This window comes from Rhodococcus sp. AB351 (assembly GCF_049538275.1).
GTDB lineage: Bacteria > Actinomycetota > Actinomycetes > Mycobacteriales > Mycobacteriaceae > Rhodococcus.
Genome location: NZ_JBMVFW010000002.1, coordinates 353,430 through 377,342, shown reverse-complemented (window position 1 = coordinate 377,342; position 23,913 = coordinate 353,430). Strand labels below are relative to the sequence as shown.

The 23,913-nt window shown below is 69.1% G+C and carries 26 protein-coding genes; 14 read left to right on the top strand and 12 right to left on the bottom strand.

Annotated features, from left to right (window positions below; all coding sequences use genetic code 11):
* Nucleotides 1-16 precede the first annotated feature (16 nt).
* From ffh to trmD, 6 genes are all read left to right on the top strand, one after another.
* Entirely contained in the window at nt 17-1,585 is a 1,569-nt protein-coding gene (gene ffh / locus ACPCXD_RS07835) for a signal recognition particle protein (RefSeq protein WP_059381161.1), read from the top strand.
* 13 nt (nt 1,586-1,598) lie between these two features.
* Nucleotides 1,599-2,714 (top strand): amidohydrolase family protein, encoded by a 1,116-nt coding sequence (locus ACPCXD_RS07830; RefSeq protein ID WP_088897330.1) that lies wholly within the window; start codon nt 1,599-1,601, stop codon nt 2,712-2,714.
* 195 nt (nt 2,715-2,909) lie between these two features.
* Entirely contained in the window at nt 2,910-3,356 is a 447-nt protein-coding gene (rpsP, locus tag ACPCXD_RS07825) for a 30S ribosomal protein S16 (protein WP_088897329.1), read from the top strand.
* Nucleotides 3,356-3,598: an RNA-binding protein gene (locus tag ACPCXD_RS07820; protein WP_006550954.1), complete on the top strand. Its 243-nt coding sequence runs from the start codon at nt 3,356-3,358 to the stop codon at nt 3,596-3,598. Before rpsP ends, ACPCXD_RS07820 begins: the two co-directional genes overlap by 1 nt.
* Before the next feature lie 10 nt (nt 3,599-3,608).
* Entirely contained in the window at nt 3,609-4,199 is a 591-nt protein-coding gene (gene rimM / locus ACPCXD_RS07815; protein WP_088897328.1) for a ribosome maturation factor RimM, read from the top strand.
* Between the two features lie 3 nt (nt 4,200-4,202).
* Nucleotides 4,203-4,910: a tRNA (guanosine(37)-N1)-methyltransferase TrmD gene (gene trmD, locus ACPCXD_RS07810; protein WP_088897327.1), complete on the top strand. Its 708-nt coding sequence runs from the start codon at nt 4,203-4,205 to the stop codon at nt 4,908-4,910.
* A gap of 18 nt (nt 4,911-4,928) precedes the next feature.
* Here trmD and ACPCXD_RS07805 read toward each other — a convergent pair whose 3' ends face one another.
* On the bottom strand, nt 4,929-5,915 hold the full coding sequence (locus ACPCXD_RS07805) for a serine hydrolase (protein ID WP_229567919.1): 987 nt from the start codon (nt 5,913-5,915) through the stop codon (nt 4,929-4,931).
* A gap of 178 nt (nt 5,916-6,093) precedes the next feature.
* Here ACPCXD_RS07805 and ACPCXD_RS07800 point away from each other — a divergent pair, with 178 nt between their 5' ends.
* The 8 genes from ACPCXD_RS07800 (at nt 6,094) to ACPCXD_RS07765 (ending at nt 15,446) form a co-directional block, all read left to right on the top strand.
* The gene (locus tag ACPCXD_RS07800) at nt 6,094-8,487 is read left to right on the top strand and encodes a Tex family protein (protein WP_229567920.1); all 2,394 of its coding nucleotides are present in this window, start codon (nt 6,094-6,096) and stop codon (nt 8,485-8,487) included.
* Nucleotides 8,488-8,555: 68 nt separating this feature from the next.
* Complete coding sequence (locus ACPCXD_RS07795) at nt 8,556-9,461, top strand: hypothetical protein (RefSeq protein WP_160876510.1); 906 nt, start codon at nt 8,556-8,558, stop codon at nt 9,459-9,461.
* 83 nt (nt 9,462-9,544) lie between these two features.
* Nucleotides 9,545-9,886 (top strand): 50S ribosomal protein L19, encoded by a 342-nt coding sequence (rplS, locus tag ACPCXD_RS07790; protein ID WP_006550960.1) that lies wholly within the window; start codon nt 9,545-9,547, stop codon nt 9,884-9,886.
* Nucleotides 9,887-10,114: 228 nt separating this feature from the next.
* Nucleotides 10,115-10,924, top strand: a complete 810-nt coding sequence (lepB, locus tag ACPCXD_RS07785) for a signal peptidase I (RefSeq protein ID WP_088897323.1) — start codon at nt 10,115-10,117, stop codon at nt 10,922-10,924.
* Nucleotides 10,921-11,673, top strand: coding sequence for a ribonuclease HII (locus ACPCXD_RS07780; RefSeq protein ID WP_198430678.1), 753 nt, complete (start codon nt 10,921-10,923; stop codon nt 11,671-11,673). The genes lepB and ACPCXD_RS07780 overlap by 4 nt, the downstream gene beginning before the upstream one ends.
* 37 nt (nt 11,674-11,710) lie before the next feature.
* Complete coding sequence (locus ACPCXD_RS07775; RefSeq protein WP_006550963.1) at nt 11,711-12,025, top strand: DUF2469 domain-containing protein; 315 nt, start codon at nt 11,711-11,713, stop codon at nt 12,023-12,025.
* A gap of 176 nt (nt 12,026-12,201) precedes the next feature.
* Nucleotides 12,202-12,576, top strand: coding sequence for a YraN family protein (locus tag ACPCXD_RS07770; protein ID WP_016691241.1), 375 nt, complete (start codon nt 12,202-12,204; stop codon nt 12,574-12,576).
* Nucleotides 12,576-15,446 carry a YifB family Mg chelatase-like AAA ATPase gene (locus ACPCXD_RS07765; protein ID WP_423659111.1) on the top strand — a complete coding sequence of 957 codons (2,871 nt, stop codon included), beginning with the start codon at nt 12,576-12,578 and terminating at the stop codon, nt 15,444-15,446. The genes ACPCXD_RS07770 and ACPCXD_RS07765 overlap by 1 nt, the downstream gene beginning before the upstream one ends.
* Before the next feature lie 4 nt (nt 15,447-15,450).
* On the opposite strand, the gene ACPCXD_RS07760 is transcribed toward ACPCXD_RS07765, so the two are convergent.
* The 11 genes from ACPCXD_RS07760 to ACPCXD_RS07710 form a co-directional block, all read right to left on the bottom strand.
* The gene (locus tag ACPCXD_RS07760) at nt 15,451-17,085 is read right to left on the bottom strand and encodes a terminase large subunit domain-containing protein (protein ID WP_423659109.1); all 1,635 of its coding nucleotides are present in this window, start codon (nt 17,083-17,085) and stop codon (nt 15,451-15,453) included.
* Nucleotides 17,086-17,134: 49 nt separating this feature from the next.
* Nucleotides 17,135-17,395 (bottom strand): flagellar hook-length control protein, encoded by a 261-nt coding sequence (locus ACPCXD_RS07755; protein WP_423659107.1) that lies wholly within the window; start codon nt 17,393-17,395, stop codon nt 17,135-17,137.
* On the bottom strand, nt 17,392-17,853 hold the full coding sequence (locus ACPCXD_RS07750) for a hypothetical protein (RefSeq protein ID WP_423659105.1): 462 nt from the start codon (nt 17,851-17,853) through the stop codon (nt 17,392-17,394). The genes ACPCXD_RS07755 and ACPCXD_RS07750 overlap by 4 nt, the downstream gene beginning before the upstream one ends.
* A 161-nt stretch (nt 17,854-18,014) precedes the next feature.
* Nucleotides 18,015-18,287, bottom strand: a complete 273-nt coding sequence (locus tag ACPCXD_RS07745) for a hypothetical protein (RefSeq protein ID WP_423659103.1) — start codon at nt 18,285-18,287, stop codon at nt 18,015-18,017.
* Nucleotides 18,288-18,692: 405 nt separating this feature from the next.
* Complete coding sequence (locus ACPCXD_RS07740) at nt 18,693-20,321, bottom strand: ATP-binding protein (protein WP_423659101.1); 1,629 nt, start codon at nt 20,319-20,321, stop codon at nt 18,693-18,695.
* Nucleotides 20,322-20,384: 63 nt separating this feature from the next.
* On the bottom strand, nt 20,385-20,639 hold the full coding sequence (locus tag ACPCXD_RS07735) for a helix-turn-helix domain-containing protein (protein WP_423659099.1): 255 nt from the start codon (nt 20,637-20,639) through the stop codon (nt 20,385-20,387).
* Between the two features lie 90 nt (nt 20,640-20,729).
* Nucleotides 20,730-21,059 carry a helix-turn-helix domain-containing protein gene (locus tag ACPCXD_RS07730; RefSeq protein WP_423659097.1) on the bottom strand — a complete coding sequence of 110 codons (330 nt, stop codon included), beginning with the start codon at nt 21,057-21,059 and terminating at the stop codon, nt 20,730-20,732.
* A 481-nt stretch (nt 21,060-21,540) separates the two neighbouring features.
* Nucleotides 21,541-22,053, bottom strand: a complete 513-nt coding sequence (locus ACPCXD_RS07725) for a hypothetical protein (protein WP_423659095.1) — start codon at nt 22,051-22,053, stop codon at nt 21,541-21,543.
* A gap of 123 nt (nt 22,054-22,176) precedes the next feature.
* Nucleotides 22,177-22,875, bottom strand: coding sequence for a hypothetical protein (locus ACPCXD_RS07720; RefSeq protein WP_423659093.1), 699 nt, complete (start codon nt 22,873-22,875; stop codon nt 22,177-22,179).
* Nucleotides 22,872-23,636 (bottom strand): hypothetical protein, encoded by a 765-nt coding sequence (locus tag ACPCXD_RS07715; RefSeq protein WP_423659091.1) that lies wholly within the window; start codon nt 23,634-23,636, stop codon nt 22,872-22,874. Before ACPCXD_RS07715 ends, ACPCXD_RS07720 begins: the two co-directional genes overlap by 4 nt.
* Complete coding sequence (locus ACPCXD_RS07710; protein WP_423659090.1) at nt 23,633-23,863, bottom strand: hypothetical protein; 231 nt, start codon at nt 23,861-23,863, stop codon at nt 23,633-23,635. The genes ACPCXD_RS07715 and ACPCXD_RS07710 overlap by 4 nt, the downstream gene beginning before the upstream one ends.
* Nucleotides 23,864-23,913: the final 50 nt, after the last annotated feature.

Sequence of the window (23,913 nt, the reverse complement as noted above, 5' to 3'; positions counted from 1 at the left end):
CTCAGGAGCGCATTCGGTGTTCGAATCCCTTTCCGACAGGTTGACAGGGGTCCTGAAGGACCTGCGCGGCAAGGGGCGGCTGTCCGACGCGGACATCGACGCGACCTGCCGTGAGATCCGCCTCGCCCTGCTCGAGGCCGACGTCGCGCTGCCCGTGGTGCGCGAGTTCATCAAGAAGATCAAGGTGCGCGCCAAGGGTGCCGAGGTGCACGGCGCGCTCAACCCGGCCCAGCAGGTCGTCAAGATCGTCAACGAGGAACTCGTCGGGATCCTCGGCGGTGAGACCCGTCGTCTGCAGTTCGCGAAGACCCCGCCGACGGTCATCATGCTCGCCGGTCTGCAGGGTGCCGGTAAGACCACACTCGCGGGCAAGCTCGCGAAGTGGCTCAAGGCGCAGGGGCACACCCCGATGCTGGTCGCCTGCGACCTCCAGCGCCCCGGCGCTGTGACCCAGCTGCAGGTGGTCGGTGAGCGTGCCGGCGTGTCGGTCTTCGCGCCCCATCCCGGCACCTCCATCGGCGGAGGCGAGAACGAACTCGGAGTCACCGCCGCCGACCCGATCGCCGTGGCCGAGCAGGGCATCGCCGAGGCGCGCAACAAGCAGTACGACGTGGTCATCGTCGACACCGCCGGTCGCCTCGGTATCGACCAGGAACTCATGGCGCAGGCCGCGGGCATCCGCGACGCCGTGCAGCCCGACGAGGTGCTGTTCGTCCTCGACGCGATGATCGGTCAGGACGCTGTGAGCACCGCCGAGGCGTTCCGCGAGGGTGTCGGCTTCACCGGCGTGGTGCTCACCAAGCTCGACGGCGACGCCCGCGGTGGTGCCGCGCTCAGCGTCCGCGAGCTCACCGGCCAGCCGATCATGTTCGCCTCCACCGGTGAGAAGCTCGAGGACTTCGACGTCTTCCACCCCGAGCGCATGGCCAGCCGCATCCTCGGCATGGGCGACGTGCTCACCCTCATCGAGCAGGCCGAGCAGGTCTTCGACGCCGAGCAGGCCGAGGCCACCGCCAGCAAGATCGGTTCCGGCGAGCTCACCCTCGAGGACTTCCTCGAGCAGATGATGGCCGTGCGGAAGATGGGCCCCATCGCCAATCTCCTGGGCATGCTGCCCGGAGCCGGGCAGATGAAGGACGCCCTCGCCAACGTCGACGAGAAGCAGCTCGACCGCATCCAGGCGATCATCCGCGGCATGACGCCGGAGGAGCGCGCCAACCCGAAGATCATCAACGGCTCGCGGCGACTGCGCATCGCCAACGGTTCCGGTGTGAAGGTCTCCGACGTCAACCAGCTCGTCGACCGGTTCTTCGAGGCCCGGAAGATGATGACGGCGATGGCCGGCCAGATGGGCATGCCGGGCGCACGCAAGAACCAGCGCAAGAAGGGCAAGAAGGGGAAGAAGGGCGGTCGCGGACCGACGCCGCCGAAGGTGCGGGGCGGTATGCCCGGCGGCTTCCCCGGTCTCCCGGGTGGCATGCCCGCCGGGATGCCCGACCTGTCGAAGATGCCGAAGGGCCTCGACGAGCTTCCTCCGGGTCTCGAGAACTTCGACCTGTCGAAGCTGAAGTTCCCCAAGAACTGAGCCGGGCCGGGGGATGACCGTGACCGAGGGTGATGCGCGTTCCTTCGTCGTGCGGGGCCGGTCGTTGGCCGACGGCGAACCCGTCGAGCTGTTCGTCGGGGCCGACGGAGCGTTCACGGACGAGCCCGGCCGCGACGCCGAGGTGCTCTGCGCCGACGGCTGGATCCTGCCGGGTCTCGTCGACGCGCACTGCCACGTCGGTATCCGGTTCGGCGGGGGAGCGGAGGACGAGGAGGGTCTGCTCGCGCAGGCCGTCACCGAACGCGATGCGGGTGTCCTGCTGCTCCGCGATGCCGGGTCGCCCGTCGACACCCGGGCCCTCGACCAGCGGGCGGACCTGCCCCGGATCATCCGGGCCGGCCGGCACATCGCGCTGCCCAAGCGCTACATCCGCGGGCTGCCCGTCGACCTCGAGGACGAGTCGCAGCTGCCCGACGAAGTGGCCCGTCAGGCCCGGGCCGGCGACGGCTGGGTCAAGCTCATCGGCGACTGGATCGACCGTGAGGTCGGCGACCTCGCTCCGCTGTGGAGCGACGAGATCCTCGTCGAGGCGATCGCCGCGGCCCACCGCGAGGGCGCGCGGGTGACGGCGCACGTCTTCGGTGAGGACGCCCTGCCCGGACTGCTCGCGGCGGGGATCGACTGCATCGAACACGGCACGGGCCTGACCGACGAGACCATCGCGACGATGGCCGCTCACGGCACCGCGCTCGTGCCGACACTGGTCAACATCGAGAACTTCCCGGACATCGCTGATTCGGCGACGCGATTCCCGGTGTACGCAGCGCACATGCGCGCCCTGTACGCGCGCCTCGACGAGACCATCGGCGCCGCCCACGAGGCCGGCATCCCGATCTACGCGGGCACCGATGCCGGTGGTCAGGTGCAGCACGGGCGCATCGCCGACGAGATCGCGTCGCTCGTGCGCGTGGGTCTCGACCCCACCGAGGCGTATGCCGCGGCGAGCTGGAAGGCCCGCGCGTGGCTCGGGCACCCGAGTCTCGAGCCGGGGACGTCGGCGGATTTCGTCGTGTACCGGGAGGATCCGCGCAGCGACCCGGCGGCGGCCCGTCCCGATCTCGTGGTTCTCCGCGGCCGGGTGGTCTCGGGCAGTCCCGCGCGCCTGTAGAGAGGGTGCGTGGGGTCACCGGGTGCCGGTTTCGTCCTGGCTCACGCGTCTGGCAGAATGGTTCGCTGTCGTCGCATCCGGTTACGTACCGCGCGGCGGTCACAGGCTAGAGGCAAAACCGGGCGTGCCAGAAGGGCGCGTCGTCCGAATTGCACGTGACACGCGCCTCGGCGCACCCCGAAGGAGAACACAGCAGTGGCTGTCAAGATCAAGCTCACCCGTCTCGGCAAGATCCGCAACCCGCAGTACCGCGTCGTCGTCGCGGACTCGCGCACCCGCCGCAACGGCCGGGCCATCGAGACCATCGGCAAGTACCACCCGAAGGAAGAGCCTTCGCTGATCGAGATCGACTCGGAGCGTGCGCAGTACTGGCTGAACGTCGGCGCCCAGCCGACCGAGCCGGTCCTCAACCTCTTCAAGATCACCGGTGACTGGCAGAAGTTCAAGGGCCTGCCGGGCGCCGAGGGCACGCTGAAGAAGGCGGAGCCGAAGCCGTCCAAGCTCGAGCTGTTCCAGGCCGCCCTCGCGCAGGCCGAGAACGAGCCGGCTGCCGAGGCCGTCACGCCCAAGAAGAAGAAGGCTGCCAAGGAAGAGTCCGCCGAGGCGTCCACCGAGGCCGAGTCCACCGAGGCCGCCGAGTAATGAGCGCCGTGGTCGCCGATGCCGTCGAGCATCTCGTTCGTGGAATCGTCGCCCATCCCGACGACGTCCGCGTCGACCTGATCGCGGGTCGTCGGGGCCGCACCGTCGAGGTGCACGTCAACCCCGACGACCTCGGCAAGGTCATCGGCCGCGGCGGTCGCACCGCGACCGCGCTGCGGACCCTCGTCACCGGAATCGGTGGCCGGGGTATCCGTGTCGACGTCGTCGACACCGACCGCTAGGCGAGCGTCGATGGAGCTCGTCGTGGGCCGTGTGGCCAAGTCGCACGGCATCCGAGGCGAAGTCGTCGTCGAGGTTCGCACCGACGAACCCGAGGAGCGCTTCGCTGTCGGCGCGGTCCTGCGTGGCCGTAAGCCTCGCGACAAGCACCTGCACGAGTACACAGTGGAAGCCGCCCGGGAACACTCCGGGCGGCTTCTGCTGCGCCTGCAGGGCATCGACGGTCGCGACGCCGCCGACGCACTGCGCGGGGTGCTGTTCGTCGTCGACAGCGCCGACCTTCCGCCCTCCGACGACCCGGACGAGTTCTACGACCACGAACTCGAAGGGTTGACGGTGCGGATCGTCGCCGGGCGTCCCGACGGTGGAACCGAGGTCGGCACCGTCCGCGAGGTCCTGCACACGGCCGCCGGCGAACTGCTGTCGATCCGGCCGGCCGGCCAGGAACGCGGGGAGCTGCTCGTCCCGTTCGTCACCGAGATCGTGCCGACGGTGTCGGTCCGGGACGGCGTGATCGAGATCGATCCGCCCGACGGGCTCCTCGACCCCGATTTCGGGGAACCGCCGTCCAAGAAGAAGAAGTCGACCGAGGGGAAGCAGTAGTCCGTGCGGCTCGACGTCGTCACCATCTTCCCCGAATATCTCGAACCCCTGCGCGTCGCTCTGCTCGGCAAGGCGATCGACAAGGGGCTCATCTCCGTCGGTGTGCACAACCTGCGCGACTGGACGCACGACGTGCACAAGGCCGTCGACGACGCGCCCTACGGGGGCGGCCCTGGCATGGTCATGAAACCCACCGTGTGGGGACCGGCGCTCGACGACGTGCTCGCCGGACCCGACGGTGGGACCGATCCCGACGTGCTGCTCGTCGTCCCGACGCCCGCCGGTCGCCGCTTCGATCAGGCCACCGCGCAACGCTGGTCGAAGGAGAAGCGGATCGTCTTTGCGTGCGGCCGCTACGAAGGTATCGACCAGCGCGTCTTCGACGATGCCGCGCGTCGCGTGCGCGTCGAGGAGGTGAGCATCGGCGACTACGTCCTCATCGGTGGGGAGGTCGCCGTTCTCGTCATGGTCGAGGCCGTCGTCCGGCTGCTGCCCGGAGTGCTCGGCAATCAGCAGTCGCACCAGGAGGATTCGTTCTCCGACGGACTGCTCGAAGGGCCGAGCTACACCCGGCCGGCGGTGTGGCGCGACCTCGAGGTGCCGCCGGTGCTGTTGTCCGGCGACCACGGGAAGGTCGCTCGCTGGCGCCACGAGCAGTCGCTCGAACGCACCCGCGAACGACGACCCGATCTGCTTCCGTCCGACGACTGACGCCGGGCCGGACGGCCCTCAGGGGCGGTGCGCGCTTCCGAGCGTCGTCTCGACCGCCAGCGTGACGGTCTCGCGCGCGTGCTGTGCGCTGCCGTCGTCCGTTGCGTCGTACATCGCCGTGTCGGGCAGGAAACCGGTGTCGTAGAAGGGATCCGACTCGTCGTAGGTGACGGTCTCCCGTGCCGCGACCACGACCACGTACCGGTGGTCGTCGCCGAAGAACCCGGTGGACAGGTGCAGCCATTCACCGGCCAGGCAGCACATCCACCCCTGCTTCACACCCAGCTCCGTGGAGTCTCCGAGCCCCTCGGGAAGCCCGAAACGCTGGTCGTATCCGTCGACGCCCTCGTCGGTGAACTCCACGAGATGGCCGACGATCCGGGCCGCACTCTCGTCACCGGATGCGCTGTCGCCGAGCAGATCGTCGTACCAGGTCAGCAGGTCCGACGCCGTCGTGGTCGTGTTCCACCACCAGGACCCCGGATCCGGGGGAGTCGTGCCGGTCAGGTTGTGCCGCTCCACGACGTGCTCGACGATCCCGGGGCCGCCGTAGGTCTCCCACAGCAGCGTCGCGGCGTTGTCGTCGGAGGAGCGCAGCATCGACCGGATCAATTCGTGGTCCTCGTCGGCGAGCGTCGCCTCGCCCGTCACCTCGCGGTACAGGACCTCCTCGGCGATGAAGAGCTTGACCGTCGAGGCGGTCTCGAAGGGCTCGTCCGTGCCGCCGAGCACGCGGGCCCCTGATTCGCGGTCGAGCACGGCGATGGTCAGACGCGCTCCGCGGCTGTAGGCGAGTGCGACGGCCGCGTCGATCTGCCGGGGGAGTTCGGCCGTCGACAGCGTCACGGTCGACTCGTCGGAATCGGTGTCCGCGACCGAGGCGAGACCGAGCGCCTCGTGCGGGAGCGGGTGGGTGTCCATCGAATCGCAGCCGGATACGGCCAGTGCGGTGGCCACGCACAGCATCATCGCGCCCGATCGTGCGCGTCCGCGCCCGTGCTTCATTTCCGGTTCCTGCATTCCATTGTGCTGTGGACGATAGCGCCGGTCCACCCGACAGCCTGCACGGACCCCGAGTGCGAGCGCTCGCGGTCACAGGCGCGAGCGCCTACGGGGTCACAGGCGCGAGCGCCTACGCGGTCACAGGCGCGTGCCGAGGTCGGCAACTGTAGGGTCGTTCGACGTGACGACCGAACTCGACACCGTGAACCGGCGGATCGCCCAGGAACTCGACGTCCGCGAAGACCAGGTGGCCGCGGCCGTGGGACTGCTCGACGGCGGCGCGACCGTGCCGTTCGTCGCGCGCTACCGCAAGGAGGCGACCGGCGGTCTCGACGATGCCCAGCTGCGCACCCTCGAGGAACGCCTCCGCTATCTGCGCGAACTCGACGAGCGCCGCGTCGCGATCCTCGAATCGATCGAGGCGCAGGGCAAGCTCGACGACACGATGCGCGGACAGATCATGCTCGCCGACACCAAGGCGCGGCTCGAGGACATCTACCTGCCGTTCAAGCCGAAGCGGCGCACCAAGGCACAGATCGCCCGCGAGGCCGGTCACGAACCCGTCGCCGACGCGCTCATCGGCGACCCCACCACCGATCCTGCCGGGTACACCTCCGAGCAGCTCGACGGTGCGCGCGCCATCCTCGTCGAACGTTTCGCCGAGGACGCCGACCTCGTCGGCGAGCTCCGCGAGGCGATGTGGACGCGCGGCAAGGTGAGCTCCACCGTGCGGTCCGGCAAGGAGAACGACGGCGCGAAGTTCTCCGACTACTTCGAGTTCTCGGAACCGTTCACCCAGCTGCCCTCGCACCGCATCCTCGCCCTCCTGCGCGGCGAGAAGGAGGAGGTGCTGTCGCTGTCGTTCGATCCCGAGATCGACGAGCCGGTGCCCGGCGAGCGCAGCTACTACGAGGGCCGGATCGCGACGCGCTTCGGCATCGCCGACGAGGGACGTCCCGCCGACACGTGGCTGCTCGACACCGTGCGGTGGGCGTGGCGCACCAAGCTGCAGATGTCGCTGTCGCTGGACATCAGGATGCGGCTGCGGCAGTCCGCCGAGAAGGATGCGGTCGACGTCTTCGCCGCCAACCTCAAGGACCTGCTGCTCGCCGCACCGGCCGGCACGCGCCCGACGATGGGCCTCGACCCCGGCTATCGCACCGGCACGAAGGTCGCCGTCGTCGACGCGACCGGCAAGGTCGTCGACCACACCACCATCTATCCGCATCAGCCGCACAACAAGCGCGACGAGGCCCTCGCGGTGCTCGCCGCGCTGGTCGCGCGGCACGGTGTCGAACTGATCGCCATCGGCAACGGCACGGCGTCTCGTGAGACCGACGCTCTCGCAGCCGATCTCGTGTCGCTGGCGAAGGTGCCCGGGCTGACGAAGATCGTGGTGTCCGAGGCGGGCGCGTCCGTCTACTCGGCATCCGAGTACGCCACCAAGGAACTCCCGGACCTCGACGTGTCCATCCGCGGTGCGGTCTCCATCGCGCGTCGTCTGCAGGATCCGCTCGCCGAACTGGTCAAGATCGACCCGAAGTCGATCGGTGTCGGCCAGTACCAGCACGACGTGTCCGAGACGATGCTCGCGCGGTCGCTCGGTGCGGTCGTCGAGGACGCGGTGAACGCCGTCGGTGTCGATGTCAACACGGCGTCGGTTCCGCTGCTGTCGCGGGTCTCGGGTATCACCGGCTCGCTCGCGGAGAGCATCGTCGCCCACCGCGACCAGAACGGTCCGTTCCGGGCGCGCACCGCGCTCAAGGACGTCCCGAGACTCGGTCCGAAGGCCTTCGAGCAGTGCGCGGGCTTCCTGCGAATCCCCAACGGCGACGACCCGCTCGACGCGTCCGCGGTGCACCCCGAGGCGTATCCGGTGGTGCGGCGGATCGTCGACCGGACCGGCAGCAGCGTCCGCGAACTGCTCGGTAACACCGCGACCCTGCGGAAGCTGCGCGCGGACGAGTTCGCCGACGACCGCTTCGGTGTCCCGACCGTCACCGACATCATCTCCGAGCTCGAGAAGCCCGGCCGCGACCCGCGTCCGGAGTTCAAGACCGCGACCTTCGCCGCCGGTGTCGAGAAGGTCGCCGACCTGAAGCCCGGCATGGTCCTCGAGGGAGTGGTCACCAACGTCGCGGCGTTCGGTGCGTTCGTCGACGTCGGTGTGCACCAGGACGGCCTTGTGCACGTCTCCGCCATGTCGCGCAGCTTCGTGAAGGATCCGCACGACGTCGTCCGGTCCGGGGAGGTCGTCAAGGTGAAGGTCCTCGAGGTCGACGTCGCGCGTCAGCGCATCGGTCTGACGCTGCGACTCGACGACGAGATCCCCACCCCGGGCGCCGAGAAGTCGGGAGGTCAGCCGCGCGGAGGTGGCCGGCGTCCCGGAGGCCAGGGCGGCGGGAACCAGGGCGGCGGGAACCAGGGCGGCGGACGGGGTCGCAACGCTCAGGGCAATCGTGGACAGCAGGGCAATCGTGGGCAGCAGGGCCGCGGTGGCGACCGCCGTTCGGCGCCGGCCGCCTCCGGATCGATGGCCGACGCCCTGCGACGCGCCGGTTTCGGCAACAACTGACGCGAATCACCGGGTCACTCCTGCAATGCTGTGGACATGAGATCCACGGTGGCCGGGGTGATCCGGTGATGCTCGACTGGGTGCAGCGCGAGATCGTCGATCAGGGGCGCCTGCCGCTGTTGTTCTTCCTGCTCGGTTTCGTGGCCGCGTTCGTCTTCATCCGGATCAGCGTGCGGTTGATCCGCGCGCAGGTGCGCTGGTGGCCCGGCAACATCACCCCGGGCGGTCAGCACGTGCACCACGTGGTGTTCGGTGTCGTGACGATGGTGATCGCCGGTGGGGGACTGATCGCGATCTCCGAGGACGCCAACCGCATCGCCGCCTGCGTCCTCGCGGCGCTCTTCGGGATCGGCGCCGCCCTGACCCTCGACGAATTCGCCCTGATCTTCTACCTGAACGACGTGTACTGGGAAGAACAGGGACGGGTCTCCGTCGACGCCGTATTCGTGGCGATCGCCGTGACCGGGATGTGGTTGCTCGGCCTGCGACCGTTCGAACTCGGGGACACCGCGAATTTCGAGGACAGCGGTGACTGGGCCGGACGGGCCGCGCTGGTGGTGGCCGTGCTCGTGAACCTCCTGCTCGCCGCGATCGTCCTGGCGAAGGGCAAGATCTGGACCGGCCTGGTGGGGCTGTTCGTCGTTCCGCTGCTGTGGGTCGGCGCGATCCGGCTCTCCCGGCCCGGGGCGCCCTGGGCTCGCTGGCGGTACGGCAAGCGGCCCCGCCGCATGGCGCGCGCGCTCGAACGCGAACGTCGACTGCGGCGCCCGGTGATCCGCGCCAAGATCTTCGTGCAGGATCTCGTCGCGGGCGCACCGACGCTCGAGACCGTGCGGGGCAGTGTCGCGCACTCGCGCACCGCGACCGAGGCGGAACTGGACCGCCGCGTCAAACCGGCGCCACCGCCGATTTCCTCGATCGATATTCCGTCTGGCACAATGGACGGGTTGCCCCGTTCGGGCACGCCTACCTGACCTGGGCACGAACCGGTCGAGCCCGCCACACGGCGGTCGCCGCCAGGTTCCTCTGCTCGAGCGAACAAGAGGATGAAAAACCGATGAACACCCTGGACTTTCTGGACGCCAAGTCGCTGCGCGACGACATCCCGGACTTCCGTCCCGGCGACACTCTCGATGTGCACGTCAAGGTCATCGAGGGCAGCAAGGAGCGTGTGCAGGTCTTCAAGGGCGTCGTGATCCGGCGTCAGGGCGGCGGCATCCGCGAGACCTTCACCGTCCGCAAGGTTTCCTTCGGCGTCGGCGTGGAGCGCACCTTCCCGGTGCACAGCCCCAACCTCGCCAAGATCGACGTGCTGACCCGTGGCGACGTCCGTCGCGCGAAGCTCTACTACCTGCGTGAGCTGCGCGGCAAGGCTGCCAAGATCAAGGAGAAGCGCTGATCTTCGGCCGCTGACCAGCCCCCTGGGCTGCTCGGCACGGCTCTCGAGCCACCCGATACAGCATCCGACGACCCGGCCCGGACTTCCGTCCCGGCCGGGTCGTCGTCGTTGTGGGCAGCGGTCCGTCGCCCACCCGTCCGGTCGACGGTCGTCCTCGGCGGGCCGCCGTGCCGCAGACGCTAGTCTGTCGAGGTGGCAGATTCCCCGCACGATCCGGCTCGACCGGATGTGAACCGCAACGATGTTCGAGGTTCGGCTCGGAGCGATCGAGCCGACGGTGCACACCACCGGCGCGAGGACCCCGCAGCGAACGACACCGCCCCCAAGGCGAAGAAGCAGAAGTCGTTCTGGCGTGAACTGCCGATCCTGGTCGTCGTCGCACTGGCCCTGAGCTTCCTGCTGCAGACCTTCGTGGCGCGGGTCTACCTCATCCCCTCGGAATCGATGGAGCCGACACTGCACGGCTGCCCGGGCTGCACCGGCGACCGCATCGTCGTCGAGAAGGTGGGATACCGCTTCACCGACCCGCGCCCCGGCGACGTCATCGTCTTCGAAGGCCCCGAATCGTGGTCGGCCGGCTACACCTCGACCCGTTCCGACAACGTCGTCGTGCGGGGACTGCAGGAGATCGGTTCGCTCGTCGGCGTCGTGCCGCCGGATGAGAACGACCTCGTCAAGCGCGTGATCGCGACCGGCGGGCAGACGGTGGAATGCTGCGACGACGAGGGCCGTGTCCTCGTCGACGGTGTCCCGCTCGACGAGCCGTACGTGACCATGGACTTCCCGTTCACCCCGGGTGTCGTCACGTGCGAGACCGAGGTGCCCTCCGGGCGTTGCTTCGGGCCCGTCACCGTGCCCGAGGGCCACGTCTGGGTGATGGGCGACAACCGCAGCAACTCGGCCGACTCGCGCTACCACGTCGGGGACGAGCATCAGGGCTCGATCCCGCTGGACAATGTCATCGGAAAAGCCCGCTTCATCGTGCTGCCTCCCGGCCGATGGGGCCTGATCGACTCACCGGAGATCCTTCCCTCGTGACTGCTTGGCCACCTCGACCCGTGATCCGTCGCTCCTCGGGACTGCGCACCATGGAGTCCGCGCTCGCGCGGTGCGGTCTCGGTCCGGTCGCGGGGGTCGACGAAGCCGGCCGCGGTGCCTGCGCCGGGCCGCTGGTCGTCGCCGCCTGCGTGCTCGGCGACCGGCCGCACGCGTCGCTCGACCGGCTCGACGATTCGAAGAAACTCACCGAACGCACCCGCGAGGAGCTGTACTCGGTGATCGTGAAACGCGCCCGGGCGTGGAGCGTGGTGGTGATCCCCGCGGAGGAGGTCGACGCGATCGGCATCCACGTCGCCAACATCGAAGGCATGCGACGCGCGGTGGCAGGGCTGTCGACACCGCCCGGCTACGTGCTCACCGACGGCTTCCGGGTGCCCGGACTACCCGCACCGTCCCTGCCCGTGATCGGCGGCGACGCGGCGGCCGCGTGCATCGCGGCGGCCAGCGTGCTCGCGAAGGTCACACGCGATCGCATGATGGTCGACCTCGACGGCGAGCTACCGGAGTACGGTTTCGCAGTACACAAGGGCTACAGCACTCCGACGCACATGGCGGCGTTGGCCGAGCACGGCCCGTCGCCGCAGCACCGGCGGTCGTGGGCCAATGTGCGCTCCGTGTGCGGAGTGCCCGCGGTGCGACGTCGACTGTTCGCCGACGACCTGGTTCGTCGCTCGTATGCAGACGACCTGGAGCGTCGATTGTTCACCGACGAGGCGGATGCGGGATGATTGCAGGACACACCAGACTGGGAGGACACCGAGACCGATGAGTGCCGAGGATCTCGAGAAGTACGAAACCGAGATGGAACTCTCGCTGTACAGGGAGTACCGGGACATCGTCGGTCAGTTCGCGTACGTCGTGGAGACCGAGCGCCGGTTCTACCTGGCGAACGCGGTCGAATTGCTGCCGCACAACGCCAACGGCGAGGTGTACTTCGAGGTACGCATGTCCGACGCCTGGGTGTGGGACATGTACCGTCCCGCACGCTTCGTCAAGCACGTCCGTGTCATCACGTTCAAGGACGTGAACATCGAAGAGCTCGACAAGCCCGAACTGAGACTGCCCGACAAGCTGGGCTGACGCCCTCGGGGACGATCCTGCGCGCAGCGGCCGCATCCTAACCGGGGCGCCGACACCGAGCCGTTCGCCGCGGCTCGTCGTCCGCGGTTGTGCACAGGCACCGCACTCATCCACAGATCCCCGATCTCCGTGCTCGGACCCCGATTCCGCGTGCCTCGGTCCTCCACAGTGGGGGCATGCAGGGGACGAATCGGACATCACACAATCGGGATCTGGGCGCGCGAGGCGAGGACCTCGCCGCCGAATACCTCGAATCGACCGGCATGGTCGTGCTCGAACGCAACTGGCGCAGCCGATACGGCGAACTCGATCTCATCGCACAGGACGGCGCGGCCGTCGTCTTCGTCGAGGTCAAGACCCGCACCGGCACCGGCTACGGCACCCCCGCCGAAGCGGTGACGCACGCGAAGGCCGAACGCATCCGTCGCCTCGCCGGACAGTGGTTGTCCGAGCAGACGCGCCGCTGGTCGCACATCCGCGTCGATGTGGTCACCGTCCTGCTCGCACGGGGGCACGCTCCGGAGATCACCCACCGCAAGCAGGTCCTCTGATGGCGCTCGGACGCGCCTGGTCGGTCGCGGTCTCCGGAATCGACGGGCAGGTCGTCGAGATCGAAGCCGACATCGGGCGAGGTCTGCCGGGTGTGACGATGGTCGGGCTGCCCGACACCGCGCTTCAGGAGTCGCGCGACCGGGTGCGCGCCGCCGTGTCGAATTCCGGTGCCAAGTGGCCGGATTCGAAGGTCGTGCTCGCACTGTCGCCGGCCACGCTGCCGAAGGTCGGCAGCGTCTACGATCTCGGACTGGCGTGCGCGGTGCTCGACGCGGCGGATGTCGTGCCGACCGAAGCCGTCTCCCGGACGGTGCTGCTCGGCGAACTTGCGCTCGACGGGCGCGTCCGCCCGGTGCGCGGGGTGCTGCCCGCCGTGCTCACGGCGAAGAAACACGGCTGGTCGCGCGTGGTGGTGCCGACCGCGACGATGACCGAAGCGGCGCTCGTCGACGGCATCGACGTCTACGGCGCCGAGACGCTGCGGGAGTTGGTGCTCTGGCTCCAGGGCGACGGTCCGCTCGAACGGCCCGATCCGCGTGCGCTGCCACCGCGGGCGGTGCGCGGCGATCTCAGCGAAGTGGTCGGTCAGCACGAAGCGCGACGCGCGATCGAGGTCGCTGCGGCCGGTGCACACCACCTGATGTTGACCGGTCCGCCGGGAATCGGGAAAACGATGCTTGCGCAGCGACTTCCGGGGATCCTGCCGGACCTGAGCGAAAATCATGCCCTCGAGGTGACGGCCATCCATTCGGTGGCGGGCACCCTCACCAGCGACCGGCCGCTCGTGACGGAACCACCCTTCATCGCGCCCCACCACACCGCGTCGGTGAGTTCGCTGATCGGAGGCGGCACCGGCATGGCGAAACCCGGTGCGGTGAGCCGGGCGCACCGCGGCGTGCTGTTCCTCGACGAGGTCGCCGAGATGGGGACGAAGACACTCGAAGCGCTGCGGACACCGCTCGAGGACGGGGAAGTGCGCATCGCCAGACGGGACGGTGTCGCGCGATATCCGGCCCGTTTCCAGCTGATCCTCGCCGCCAACCCGTGCCCGTGCGCACCTCCACGCGACGCCGACTGCGTGTGTGCGCCGACCGCACGTCGCCGCTATCTGGGACGCCTGTCGGGTCCGCTCCTCGACCGCGTCGACCTGCGGGTCCGGATGCAGGCCGTCGCGACGAGCGCCTTGATGGGGGAGACGGGCGAGAGCACCGACGAGGTGCGGGCGCGCGTCGCCCGGGCGAGAGCCGCGGCACGCGAACGGTGGGCCGACCACGGCTGGGCCACCAACGCCGAGGTGCCCGGACCGGCCCTCCGGCAGAAGTTCCGCCTTCCGCGTGCTGCGCTCGAACCCGTCGAATGGGCGCTGCGCAAGGGCGCGATCACCGCGCGAGGAGCGGATCGCGCACTGCGGGTCACCAGTGCACCTAAACAGCGGAACTCGTGTCACACTGCACGCGTGCGAGTATCTATGTACCTCCGGCAGTCACAGGACCGGACGGGTGACGAGTACGGCATCGAACGGCAGCGCGAGCAGGTGCAGCAGCTCGCGGCGCAGCGCGGATGGACGATCGTCGCCACCTATGTCGACAACGACGTGAGCGCGACCTCGCGCAAGCCTCGGCCACAGTTCGAGCAGATGCTCGCCGACCTCCAGACCGGAGCGTTCGACGTCATCTGTGCGCGGCACATGGACCGCCTGCTGCGACGACTGTCCGACCTGGAGCGCGTCCTGGAGCTGTGCGAGCCGCACGGGGTCGCGATTGTCACCGCCGCCGACGGCGTGGACACCACGACCGACGGCGGTCGGCTCGTCGCGCGCATCCTCGGATCGGTCGCACAGGGCGAGGTCGAACGGAAGTCGGCCCGGCAGCGCGCCGCAGTGCTCCAGGCAGCGCAGCAGGGTCGGTGGGTCGGCGGACGGCGCGCGTTCGGATACGAGTCCGACGGTGTGACGCTGCGAGAGGACGAGGCCGCGGCGATCCGCAAGGGCTACGAGGCGGTGCTCGCGGGAGAGCCGGTCACCGCCATCGCGAGGATGTGGAACGACGCGGGCCTGTCGACCACACAGCTCAAGCGCGACGGCAGCCCGGGGCAGTGGCAACGCTCGGGCACTCGCGACGTCCTGCTCAACCCTCGGAACGCCGGTCTACGCCGCCACCGCCCCGAGGGCGATCAGAGCGCGTTCCGGAAGAACCCCGAGGCGTTCGTCGTCGGTCGCGCCGAGTGGCCCGCGATCGTCGACGAGGACACGTGGAGAGCGGCGGTGCGTGTGCTCGTGTCCCCGGATCGCCGCCGCGCTCCCACACGCGGACGGCAGCTCCTCACCGGCGTCGGTCGCTGCCACTGCGGCAGCACGGTCCACACCGGGGGAGCGCGCCGCGACTACCGGACCTATAGGTGCAAGGCACAGCCCGGACACCTCGCACGCAAGGCGGACCCGATCGAGGCGTACGTGGAGGCGGTGGTCGTCGAACGGCTCTCACGGCCCGACGCGCTGCGTCTGCTCGTCCCGTCGCCCACCGTGGACACCGCCGCGCTCGGCGCCGAGGCGGACGTCCTGCGGCGGCGTCTGGACGATCTCGCCGAGGACTACGCCGACGGAGTGCTCACCCGGCAGCAGTTCCGCACGGCGAACGACCGGGTCCGCGCGCGGCTGGCGGAGATCGAGTCCACGCTCGCCGAGTCCGGGGCGGGGGACCTGCTCGCGCCGATCCTCACCGGCGGCGATGTCGCGGCAGCGTGGGCGGATCTCAGTGTTGCGCGCAAGCGCACGGTGATCGACGCGCTCATGACGGTCACGCTGCATCCGGTCGGGCGTGGCGTGCGGACGTTCCGACCCGAGTCCGTCGGGATCGAGTGGCGGCGGTAGGCGGTCAGCCTCCGAGCGGCGCGGCCCACTGACGTGCTCGGCGGTGCATCTCCCGAGCGTGCAGCACCTCGGGCGCGGCGTCGGGGTCGCGGCCCTCGGCGAGCGCGCGGTTACGCGCGGCTGAGGCGGCGACGAGCGCGTCCAGGTCGGGACGTGCACCACCGACGGGGCGGGGACCCGCGACGGGGGAGCGCTGCATGGTGCCGATCGGAGCGGCGATAGAACCGGCACCCGCGCCGCGAGCGAGGACGTCATGGGCGATCACGAACGCAGCGAGGGAGTCGGGCTGGTGCTGTCCGGCCTGCCATCGCACCGCGGCGTCCTCCAGCTCCGGGAAGTGGCCCGCCAGTCGGCACGTCCCGACCTCCAAGGCTTGGATGAGCGGCGCGCTACGGGCGGCGGCGTCCCCGAGTCGGCCCGCTCCCTTGGGAGGCCAGGACGTCACGCGGATCGGACGGGTGACCCCACGCCGACGCAGCGCGTCCCTCACGACGCGGATGTACGTCTCCCTCGCGGTGTAGCCCTCGACCGCGATCTCCGACGCGCCGACCTCCACAGCGAGATCCACCGCACGCTGCGCCCACTGCTCCGAGGTCATCGGCTCGGACACGTCGCGGATGAGCGTCACCACGCCGTCGCGGGTGCGGCTGGCGGCGACCAGGCCGCAGGCGTCACCGCGCCCCGAGTCCGATGGGTCGACGCCGACAACCGTCGCGACCGGGTACTCCGGCGGGGCGGGGAGACGCCACTGCTCGAACCACTCGCGTCGGATTAGACCACCGCCGGGTGGTGTGGGAATGCCCTGGTAGAGCGCGTGCCAGACACGCTCGCCGACCGATCTGCGGAGGTCTGCGAAGTCCTCCGCAGTACGTCCCGGTGCCGAGGTCAGCACTGCTCCGGGCTCGCGTCCGAGGGCGTCGGGGACTCCGTGCTCGGCGATCGCGGGGATGTTCACGTGCTGCCACCGCTCGGGTTCCTCGGCCAGCAGAGTGCCCGCGAGGTCGGACTCGTGCCAACGGGTCTGGACGAGGACGACGGACGCGCCCGGGTGCAGTCGGGTCATGAGCGTCGACCGGAACTCGTGCAACACCCGCGACCGGTGCGTGGCGGAGTCTGCCTCCTGCATGTTCTTCGTCGGGTCGTCGATGAGCAGCAGGTCAGCACCGAACCCCGTGATCCCCGAGAGAATCCCGGCAGCGAGCAGACCCCCGCGTCGGCCCTCGACCCGCCAGCGACCCACCGCAGTCTTGTCCTGGCTGAGACGGAATCCGAGGAGGTCGGCGTGCTCGGCGATCAGTGCGCGGGCCTCGTGGGAGTGCTCGCGGGCGAGGTCGTCACCGTAGGCGGCGAGGATCACCCGGGCGTCGGGGTTGTGCCGCAGCGCCGCCAGCACGCCGACCTGGGAGATGAGCGTCGACTTCCCCTCGCGCGGCGGCACGGTGACGATGTAGCGCCGCCCCGGCTGCATGATCGCGTCGTGCAGCACGTCGGCCAGGAGAGCGATTGCGGGCGTGACCCGGTAGTCGGGGATCATCGCCGCCGCCAGCTCGGCGGGGTGCGAGGGTCGGCGTCGGCGGCGCGCAGCCCGCAGGGACCGCGCTGCGGTGAGGGAGCGGACGGCGCTCTGCTCGTGGGTCATCTCGTCGGTCCTCTCGGGGTCTGCTCGTCATAAGGCCCTCTTATGACTATCAGGAATGGTTTTCAGTAACGCCTCGTCGGGCGACCGCCAGCCACTCGGTCAGCTCCCCGGCAGGGATGCCGCCGCGTGCCAGCACCGCGCGGGTGATCTCCACCTGGAGCGGCCACAGGGGGTCGTCGGGACCGATCACCTCGCGGACGAGCGCCGTGCACTCGGTCACCGTCGCGGCGGCGAGATCCGCCTCGGTCAGCGTGCCGGTCGACAGGTCGGTCGCGACCGCCATCGCCGCCTTGATCGCGTCTGCGCTCACTGGACTACCTCACCCTCGATCGCTGTCTGTTGTCTCGCCTCGAACGCCGCCAGCAAGTCCGCCTCGGCGCGCGCCAGGATCGCGGTCGGGGTCTGCGACACGGCGACGTCGATCGTGTGGCGATCGGGCGCGTGGAGCCCGTACAGCTTGGCGAGTTCGATGTCTTCACGGCTCGCGATCGCGGCGAGCTTGGAGTACGCATCGACGTCCCCGGCCTCGTACGCCCGCTGCATGAGCACGAACGTCTGGGAGGTCACGATCTTCCGGCGGGTCAGCACTTCGTCCAGGGTCACGTCCGCGTCGTCGCGCGGGTTCCTGGCGCGGTGACGCTTGTAGGCGCTCTGCACAGCGCCGATCGACCCGTAGCCCTCCTCGTGCATGATCGTCCGCCAGCTCTGCCCAGCCACGCGGCGGAAGTAGACCCGCTCGGCGCGGGCGCGACTGTCGGCGGTGGACATCTTCGGTGCCATACCGCTTATGTACCGCATGAGGGTGCACGCGCCATGGAGATGCGTTGCGGCGCATTATCACTCGTCGTTAATCGCCGCAGGTCGGAGACGAAACGGACCCCGGCCGGCTCGGGTCCGGTCGGGGTCCGTTGGGTTGGAGGTCAGTCTTCCTAGATGGGGTCTCCGTTCTCGTCGAACTCGGTCACGTCGGGTCGACGATCGGGAGCGACCGCCACGATGTGCTGCCTAGCGATGTAGATGTACTGCGTCGAATCGATTCCCTCGTCCGAAGAGTCTCCGTCTTCGAGCCCCACGTAGTCATATTCGGACGCTGTGTTCACGGCGGGGAGGCTCACGATGAGTCCGCAGTGCTCGTTTCCGTCGCTGGTGTACACCCGGACAGGGATCTTCTGAGCGAAGAGATCGCCGAGTAATGCACGCATAGAGAACTCCTTTTGACCTGTTACTTGTGTGGTCCGTGAGGTTAGCGGCAAACGTCGGCGATCGGGGCGGAATATCGCCCCGTACCAAGAGACGCAGCCGCGGCCTCGACGTGGTCACGGCTGGCCTGGCATGGAGTCACTGCGCTGTGTCTTCGGTCGCCGCCCACACGGCTCGGTGTGTTGTTTCTTCTCTTCCGTCCCCAACGTCCGCCCATCGGCCCATCCCTAAGGGATGGGGCCGAAGGCCGATAGGGATGGGCCTGTATCTGCCCGTCACAAGAGGCCGATAGAAATGGCACGTCAGGCGGTGTTTTCTGTCCCTATCGGCCCCTATCTGCCCGTCTTGATGGGCTGATACGTGGGGACCTATCTGCCCCTCGAAACGGGCCGATACGTTTCCGCAGGTCAGGCGGTATTTCCTGTCTCGAACGGTGATGCGACGCCCTCAGCACTCAACGGGTCTCCCTCCGGCAGCCGGTAGAGCTTCGCGCGGCCCTGGAGGCGTTCCACGACGAGACCGAGTCGGACACCCTCGTCGATCGCGCCGTCCACCAATTCCTTGTTTCCGCCGACGGCGGCGCGCAGCTGTGTCTTATTCATCTCCGACGTGCCGACACTCTGGCTGTCCGCGAGCGTGTCCAGGACGTCCTGGAGCCGCTTGTCCACCTTCCCCTTGCCTTTCTGCTCTGCGCGGGTGCCCCCGGCATAGGTGAGGTGCTGTGTGTCCGGATCGAACGTGAGCAGCCCCTCGGGGACGTCGGGGCAGTCCCGGACCTGGGAGGTGAAGTACTTCGGGGACGTCGGGACGTACGGGTCCTCGCGGACAAGCTTCCAGTTGCCGTCGGACCATCCGATGATCCGGGAGTCACCGCGGGCGCGCTCTCCGGTGTGGCCCATGTGGTGCGCGATCACCGCGTTCTCGACACCTGCCTCCGAGAGCAGCTGGTCGAACGGCTCCAGGAACTTCCCCGCCTCGCGGTTCTCGTCGAGGCCGAGCGCGTCGAGCACCGGACGCAGGCAATCGAAGATCAGGAAGTCACACCCGAGGTCCCGTAGCCGCTTCGCCCACTCGCCGCGGCGGCGATCGTCCCCAAGATCGAACAATCCTGCCTGTCCGCGCAGTGCCACGACATCGGCGACGGCGGACAGATTGCGGATGCCCTGGCGCCGCAGCCAGCGCCGCAGCATCCCCTGACTCATCTCGTTGTCGATCATGACGAGCCGCTTCGCGGGCGTATGTACCTCGAACGCACCGAGGAACGGGTCGCCGTCGGCGAGGGAGCGTGCGAGGTTACCGAGCAGTGTGGTCTTACCCGCCTTCTCGGGCGCGGCGAACATGATCCGTGCGCCGTCGGCGGGGATCACGTCTTGGATGAGGTACCGGACCTCGGTGTCGTCCTGCGCGAGTAGGTCCGCCAGGCCCGTGACGGGCGGCAGCGCTGCGTCGAAGGTGTCGAGTGCCCGGAGCCGTTTAGTCGCCTCCTGGTCCGCCAGCTTCCATTGCAGACGCTCCTGGACGAGGGCGTCGTACTGCGCGGCGCGCTGTTGCTCCCGCTCCTCGGTCTTGAGTTCGAGTACCCGGGTGTAGGTGATCGGGGTGAGCGCGTCCACCTCGGCGGCGGGGACGTGGGCGGTGACCAGCTCCTCGCCGGTGACGACCAGCTTCGGCGGGTACTTCACGTCGCGGGTCAGGTTCGACCGTTCGATGTTCTGCGCCTGCCTGCGGGCGCGTGGTGCTGCCGTCTGCGCTGCCACCTCCGCGACCGAGTAGAAGGTGTTGCGACGGCGGTGTTCCTCCTCGGTCGACTTCTCGGCCCTCTCACGCGCCTTGTCATTGTCGAACGGGTTCTCGTCGGTCGGTGCGCCGCCCTTGGTCGCCTCCGCAGAGTCGTCTCGGACATCCTCCGGACCCGCGAACATGTCGGCGGCGGTGGGCCTTTCGGTGTTCGGTCGGGTAGAGTCGGTGTCGAGCCCGTCATGCTCGTAGCGTCCCGCAGCATCCCCATGCTGCGGGGCGTTCTTGTTTGCGCTCATGTCTTTCTGTTCTCCTCGTGGAGTCTGTAATCGGGCTCCCGTGGATGGCGAGGAGCGGGTGGGCTACTGCCAGTCAGGTCCGCTGACGTCCTCGTCGCGGCGGGTAGTGGATTCGGCGAGTTCGACCACCGGTCGCAGCAGCGACTCGATGTCGTCGACTCGGATACGCATCGGTGCGTTGGAACGCGGACCGATGCGGTAGGCCGGGAGCAGTCCGTCGTCCACGTACTGACGGATCGTCCAGCGGCTCAGACCGAGACGGCGCGCAGCCTCGGCGACGGACACCATGTGTGGCTCGTAGGTGGTTGTCGTGGTCACGTTGTGCCCTCCTCGTAGAGCGGTGGTGGCGGTAGCGGAGAGTAGATGGAAACCGTGCAGTGATAACCCGTTGAAAGACAGCGGATTACGTCATTGGGTCTGCGCAACCGGGGCGCTGCCGAGGACCGCACGGATGAGATCGCACTGCGCAGCGGTCAGCGTCGGCGCGGTGTCGACCAGGCGGATGATCTCGGCGCGGTAGTCGTCGGTCTCCGAGGCGGGCGCGGCGGCGGTGTCGACAGAGCGCGACCCACGAGCGCGCGCCCAGGCGTCGACCTCGGCGGCGACGAACCGCAGCCGGTTGCCGAGGCGGTAGGTGGGAAGGCCCTTGGTTGCGACGAGCGTGCGGACGGTCGTAGGGGAGACCTGGAGACGGTCCGCGACCTCGCGGGTCGTGAGGTAGGTGGTCGTGGTGGGCACGGCGGAAGCTCCCAAGTGGTGAGGGATGTTTCCGCGGGTCCCGTCCGGGCAGGCTCTCCACGCAGCCTCCGGTGCAGACCTCGCGAGGGCGGAGCCCTGGCGGCGAGCGCGTCCCGCCGTGCGCCTGCCGGGTCGTCTACGTCGGACTCGGTGGTTCGGTCGGGCGGAGTCCCGGCTCACGTGGAGCGGATCATTGCCGGGAACGTGTGCGAACTTACGCGATCTTGTGCGGATCGGACAACCCGTGTGAGCGTGTATTGTGCTGCACCGCAATGGATTCCGGCACGTTAAACGGTCGGTGACCTGCTAAAATGGACCCGAGGAATCCTCGCCTCGCAGTCAGTCATCCACGTGCACCGCGTCACCCGTACCCGCAGTTCGGTAGACGCCACACCGCCCCCGATCCTGGATGCCGATCGGGGGCGGTGTCGCGTCTAGGGGGTTGGCCGGCTCAGGTCTGCAAGCCGGTGACCAGCGGCGTTTACCGCGTCGGCGTCGGCAGGAAACCCGCGCGGATCGCCGACGCCTGCGCCGACAGATGCCCATTGCTCTCAGGTATCCCGAGCGCCGCGCAGACGGTCGCGTGGTCGGCGCTGCCGTGCTGATTGAGACGCCGGGCCACGGTCGCCACGGCGGGCCAGCACGTCTCGATGAGGTTGACGACCTCCAGCGGGAGCGGACCGCCGCTCGCGATCAGGTGGTCGTAGTCACCGCTGCCGTCGTCGGCGCACTGCCCGTCCAGCACGGACCGGATCTCGCGGACGCTCGGACTCTTCCCGTAGGTCAGACGTGCCTCACCGACGGGTCCGGCGAGCGCGACCGCAGCCACAGCCGAGGCGGTGAGTTCGCCGTCGTAGGTGCAGCGTCCGAACCGCTCGGGGTGCTCGGGTGTCAGTGCGACTGTGTCGATGCGTGCGCCGTGCAGCGCGGCGACGACGGCGTGTGCAGCTTCGTGCGCACATGCTGCGGCTCTCTCGCGGACAGTCATGGTCATCGGTCTACCTCTCTCGTTCGATGTGCGACGGGACGCGGTGCGCAACCGGACCGCCTCGTCGGGAAGATGAGCGACGTCGCTCGGTGCGGTGCACAACCGGGCCACCGAGCGACGTCGCGGGGGTCATACCTGCTGTCCGAGTCCGAGGTCGGCGAGCTGTCGCAGCTCGTCGTCGGTCGCACCGAGGCGCCGCAGCTCCCGCGACAACTTCGGTTCCGCCGTCCTCGCTGCCTCCAGCTGGTCGAGGCGGCGCTCGGCGTCACGCACCGCCCGGTCGACGATCCGCAGAGCACCCTCGACACGTTCCGACACGCTCGCGGCGTTCCCGGTCTCCCCGGGCGGTCGAGCGTGAGCAAGGTAGTCCCGCAGCGGCTCGTTGAGCGGCAGCACGTGATCGGTCAGCACCGACGTCCAGGTATCCGATCTCAGTGCCTCCGAGGTGATCTCAGGGGTCGTCGGACGCTCCCACGCCGCCACCGCGAGCCGGACCATCCGCGTCTGTGCCTCGTAGCCGAGTGCAGCGGCGCGACGGCGGGCCTCGCGCTCGGCGAGAAGCTGACCGAGGTCGGTCGCCAGCTCGTTCACCGCCGCCGCGACCTCGCGGACGACGTGCGGGTGCCGGGCGACGTCACGGTCCGTGAGCGGGGCGAGGACCGCGTCGATCTCAGCAATGAGGTTGAACGTGCCGGTGTAGTGGATCGACAGGTGCAGACGGCGCCGTTTGCGTTGCTCGTCCTGTGACAGCACCGACGGGTCGGTGCTGCGCACGGACTCGAAGATGCGCCGACGCGGTGCGCTGCTGCGCCTGCGGAAGATGGTCACGGCGTCTCTCCGATCTCCACGGCGGTCGCCAGGCACTCGTACCCCGCGACGATGGTGCGCTCGGCGATCGCGGCGCGGAGGTTCTGGTCGGGCGAGAGGGTGTCCTGCTCGAAGATCTCCGACCGGAACACTGTCACCGGACCGGTCGCGACCAGGGTGCTGCCGAGCACGACGTCGTAGCCGGACCCGAACGCCAGCGCGGTACCGAGGCGGGTGCGCGGGATCGGCCCGCTGCCGACGATCACCCCGGCGGCGTCCAGCGCGGCGGCGTAGCGGCGGGACAGGTGGATCACCCCGGGGATCGCCGCGTCACCGATCTGCACCTCCAGCTCACCGATCGCCGAGACGAGGTCCACCGCCGGGGTCGCTGCGCCTGCGTCGGAGAGGATGCGTGTCGCGAAGTGCGTTTCGACGAGATTCTGCTCGTGCAGCCGGACGTTGTGGAGCGCGCGCGCCTTGATCTCGGCGGGGTCCTCGTCGGGACTGCACTGGTCGTAACCCCACACGACGAGCGGCGTGAAGGTCTCGCTCACCGCCGCGCGGTCGCCTGCCTTGATGTCGTCCTCACCGGGGTCGGCGCAGGGTTCGACGTCCCAGGTGCCGTAGCCGGTCGCGCAGTTCATCGACCAGATGTCCACACCGCTCAGCAGACGATTCGCCCCGGGATGGTCGAGCAGGGTCGCAGCGAGGTAGAGACCTTGGGTAGTCGGGTTGACCGGCGGTGCGTCGTACTGCACGGGAAGGTAGCTCGGCGCGCTCATGCCTTCACTGCCTCTCCGGTGATGTAGGCGACGAGATCACGCTTACGGTCGTCGTCCAGGTCGGCGAGGGTCTGCTCGTCCAGGGCGCGGCGTCCGCGGTGGTAGGCGAGCGCGGCGCGGCACTCCTGCACTCGGGGATCGTCGTCGGGGACCTGTCGGGACTTGAAGGCCGCCAGGCGTGCGGACCAGGACTTCGCGGGTAGCTCGTGGGGTTCGGGGATAGCCATGTGCGGGGAGGCTACGCAGCGACCGTGCAGCGCAGCGGGGACAAGCGCAA

What these genes read in the sequence shown, in the direction of transcription:
- ACPCXD_RS07830 (WP_088897330.1), top strand. Translation starts at nt 1,599, where the DNA reads ATGACCGTGACCGAGGGTGATGCGCGTTCCTTCGTCGTGCGGGGCCGG.
- ACPCXD_RS07820 (WP_006550954.1), top strand. Translation starts at nt 3,356, where the DNA reads ATGAGCGCCGTGGTCGCCGATGCCGTCGAGCATCTCGTTCGTGGAATC.
- rimM (WP_088897328.1), top strand. Translation starts at nt 3,609, where the DNA reads ATGGAGCTCGTCGTGGGCCGTGTGGCCAAGTCGCACGGCATCCGAGGC.
- ACPCXD_RS07805 (WP_229567919.1), bottom strand. Translation starts at nt 5,915, where the DNA reads ATGAAGCACGGGCGCGGACGCGCACGATCGGGCGCGATGATGCTGTGC.
- ACPCXD_RS07795 (WP_160876510.1), top strand. Translation starts at nt 8,556, where the DNA reads ATGCTCGACTGGGTGCAGCGCGAGATCGTCGATCAGGGGCGCCTGCCG.
- rplS (WP_006550960.1), top strand. Translation starts at nt 9,545, where the DNA reads ATGAACACCCTGGACTTTCTGGACGCCAAGTCGCTGCGCGACGACATC.
- ACPCXD_RS07775 (WP_006550963.1), top strand. Translation starts at nt 11,711, where the DNA reads ATGAGTGCCGAGGATCTCGAGAAGTACGAAACCGAGATGGAACTCTCG.
- ACPCXD_RS07770 (WP_016691241.1), top strand. Translation starts at nt 12,202, where the DNA reads ATGCAGGGGACGAATCGGACATCACACAATCGGGATCTGGGCGCGCGA.
- ACPCXD_RS07765 (WP_423659111.1), top strand. Translation starts at nt 12,576, where the DNA reads ATGGCGCTCGGACGCGCCTGGTCGGTCGCGGTCTCCGGAATCGACGGG.
- ACPCXD_RS07760 (WP_423659109.1), bottom strand. Translation starts at nt 17,085, where the DNA reads ATGACCCACGAGCAGAGCGCCGTCCGCTCCCTCACCGCAGCGCGGTCC.
- ACPCXD_RS07750 (WP_423659105.1), bottom strand. Translation starts at nt 17,853, where the DNA reads ATGTCCACCGCCGACAGTCGCGCCCGCGCCGAGCGGGTCTACTTCCGC.
- ACPCXD_RS07745 (WP_423659103.1), bottom strand. Translation starts at nt 18,287, where the DNA reads ATGCGTGCATTACTCGGCGATCTCTTCGCTCAGAAGATCCCTGTCCGG.
- ACPCXD_RS07740 (WP_423659101.1), bottom strand. Translation starts at nt 20,321, where the DNA reads ATGAGCGCAAACAAGAACGCCCCGCAGCATGGGGATGCTGCGGGACGC.
- ACPCXD_RS07725 (WP_423659095.1), bottom strand. Translation starts at nt 22,053, where the DNA reads ATGACCATGACTGTCCGCGAGAGAGCCGCAGCATGTGCGCACGAAGCT.
- ACPCXD_RS07715 (WP_423659091.1), bottom strand. Translation starts at nt 23,636, where the DNA reads ATGAGCGCGCCGAGCTACCTTCCCGTGCAGTACGACGCACCGCCGGTC.
- ACPCXD_RS07710 (WP_423659090.1), bottom strand. Translation starts at nt 23,863, where the DNA reads ATGGCTATCCCCGAACCCCACGAGCTACCCGCGAAGTCCTGGTCCGCA.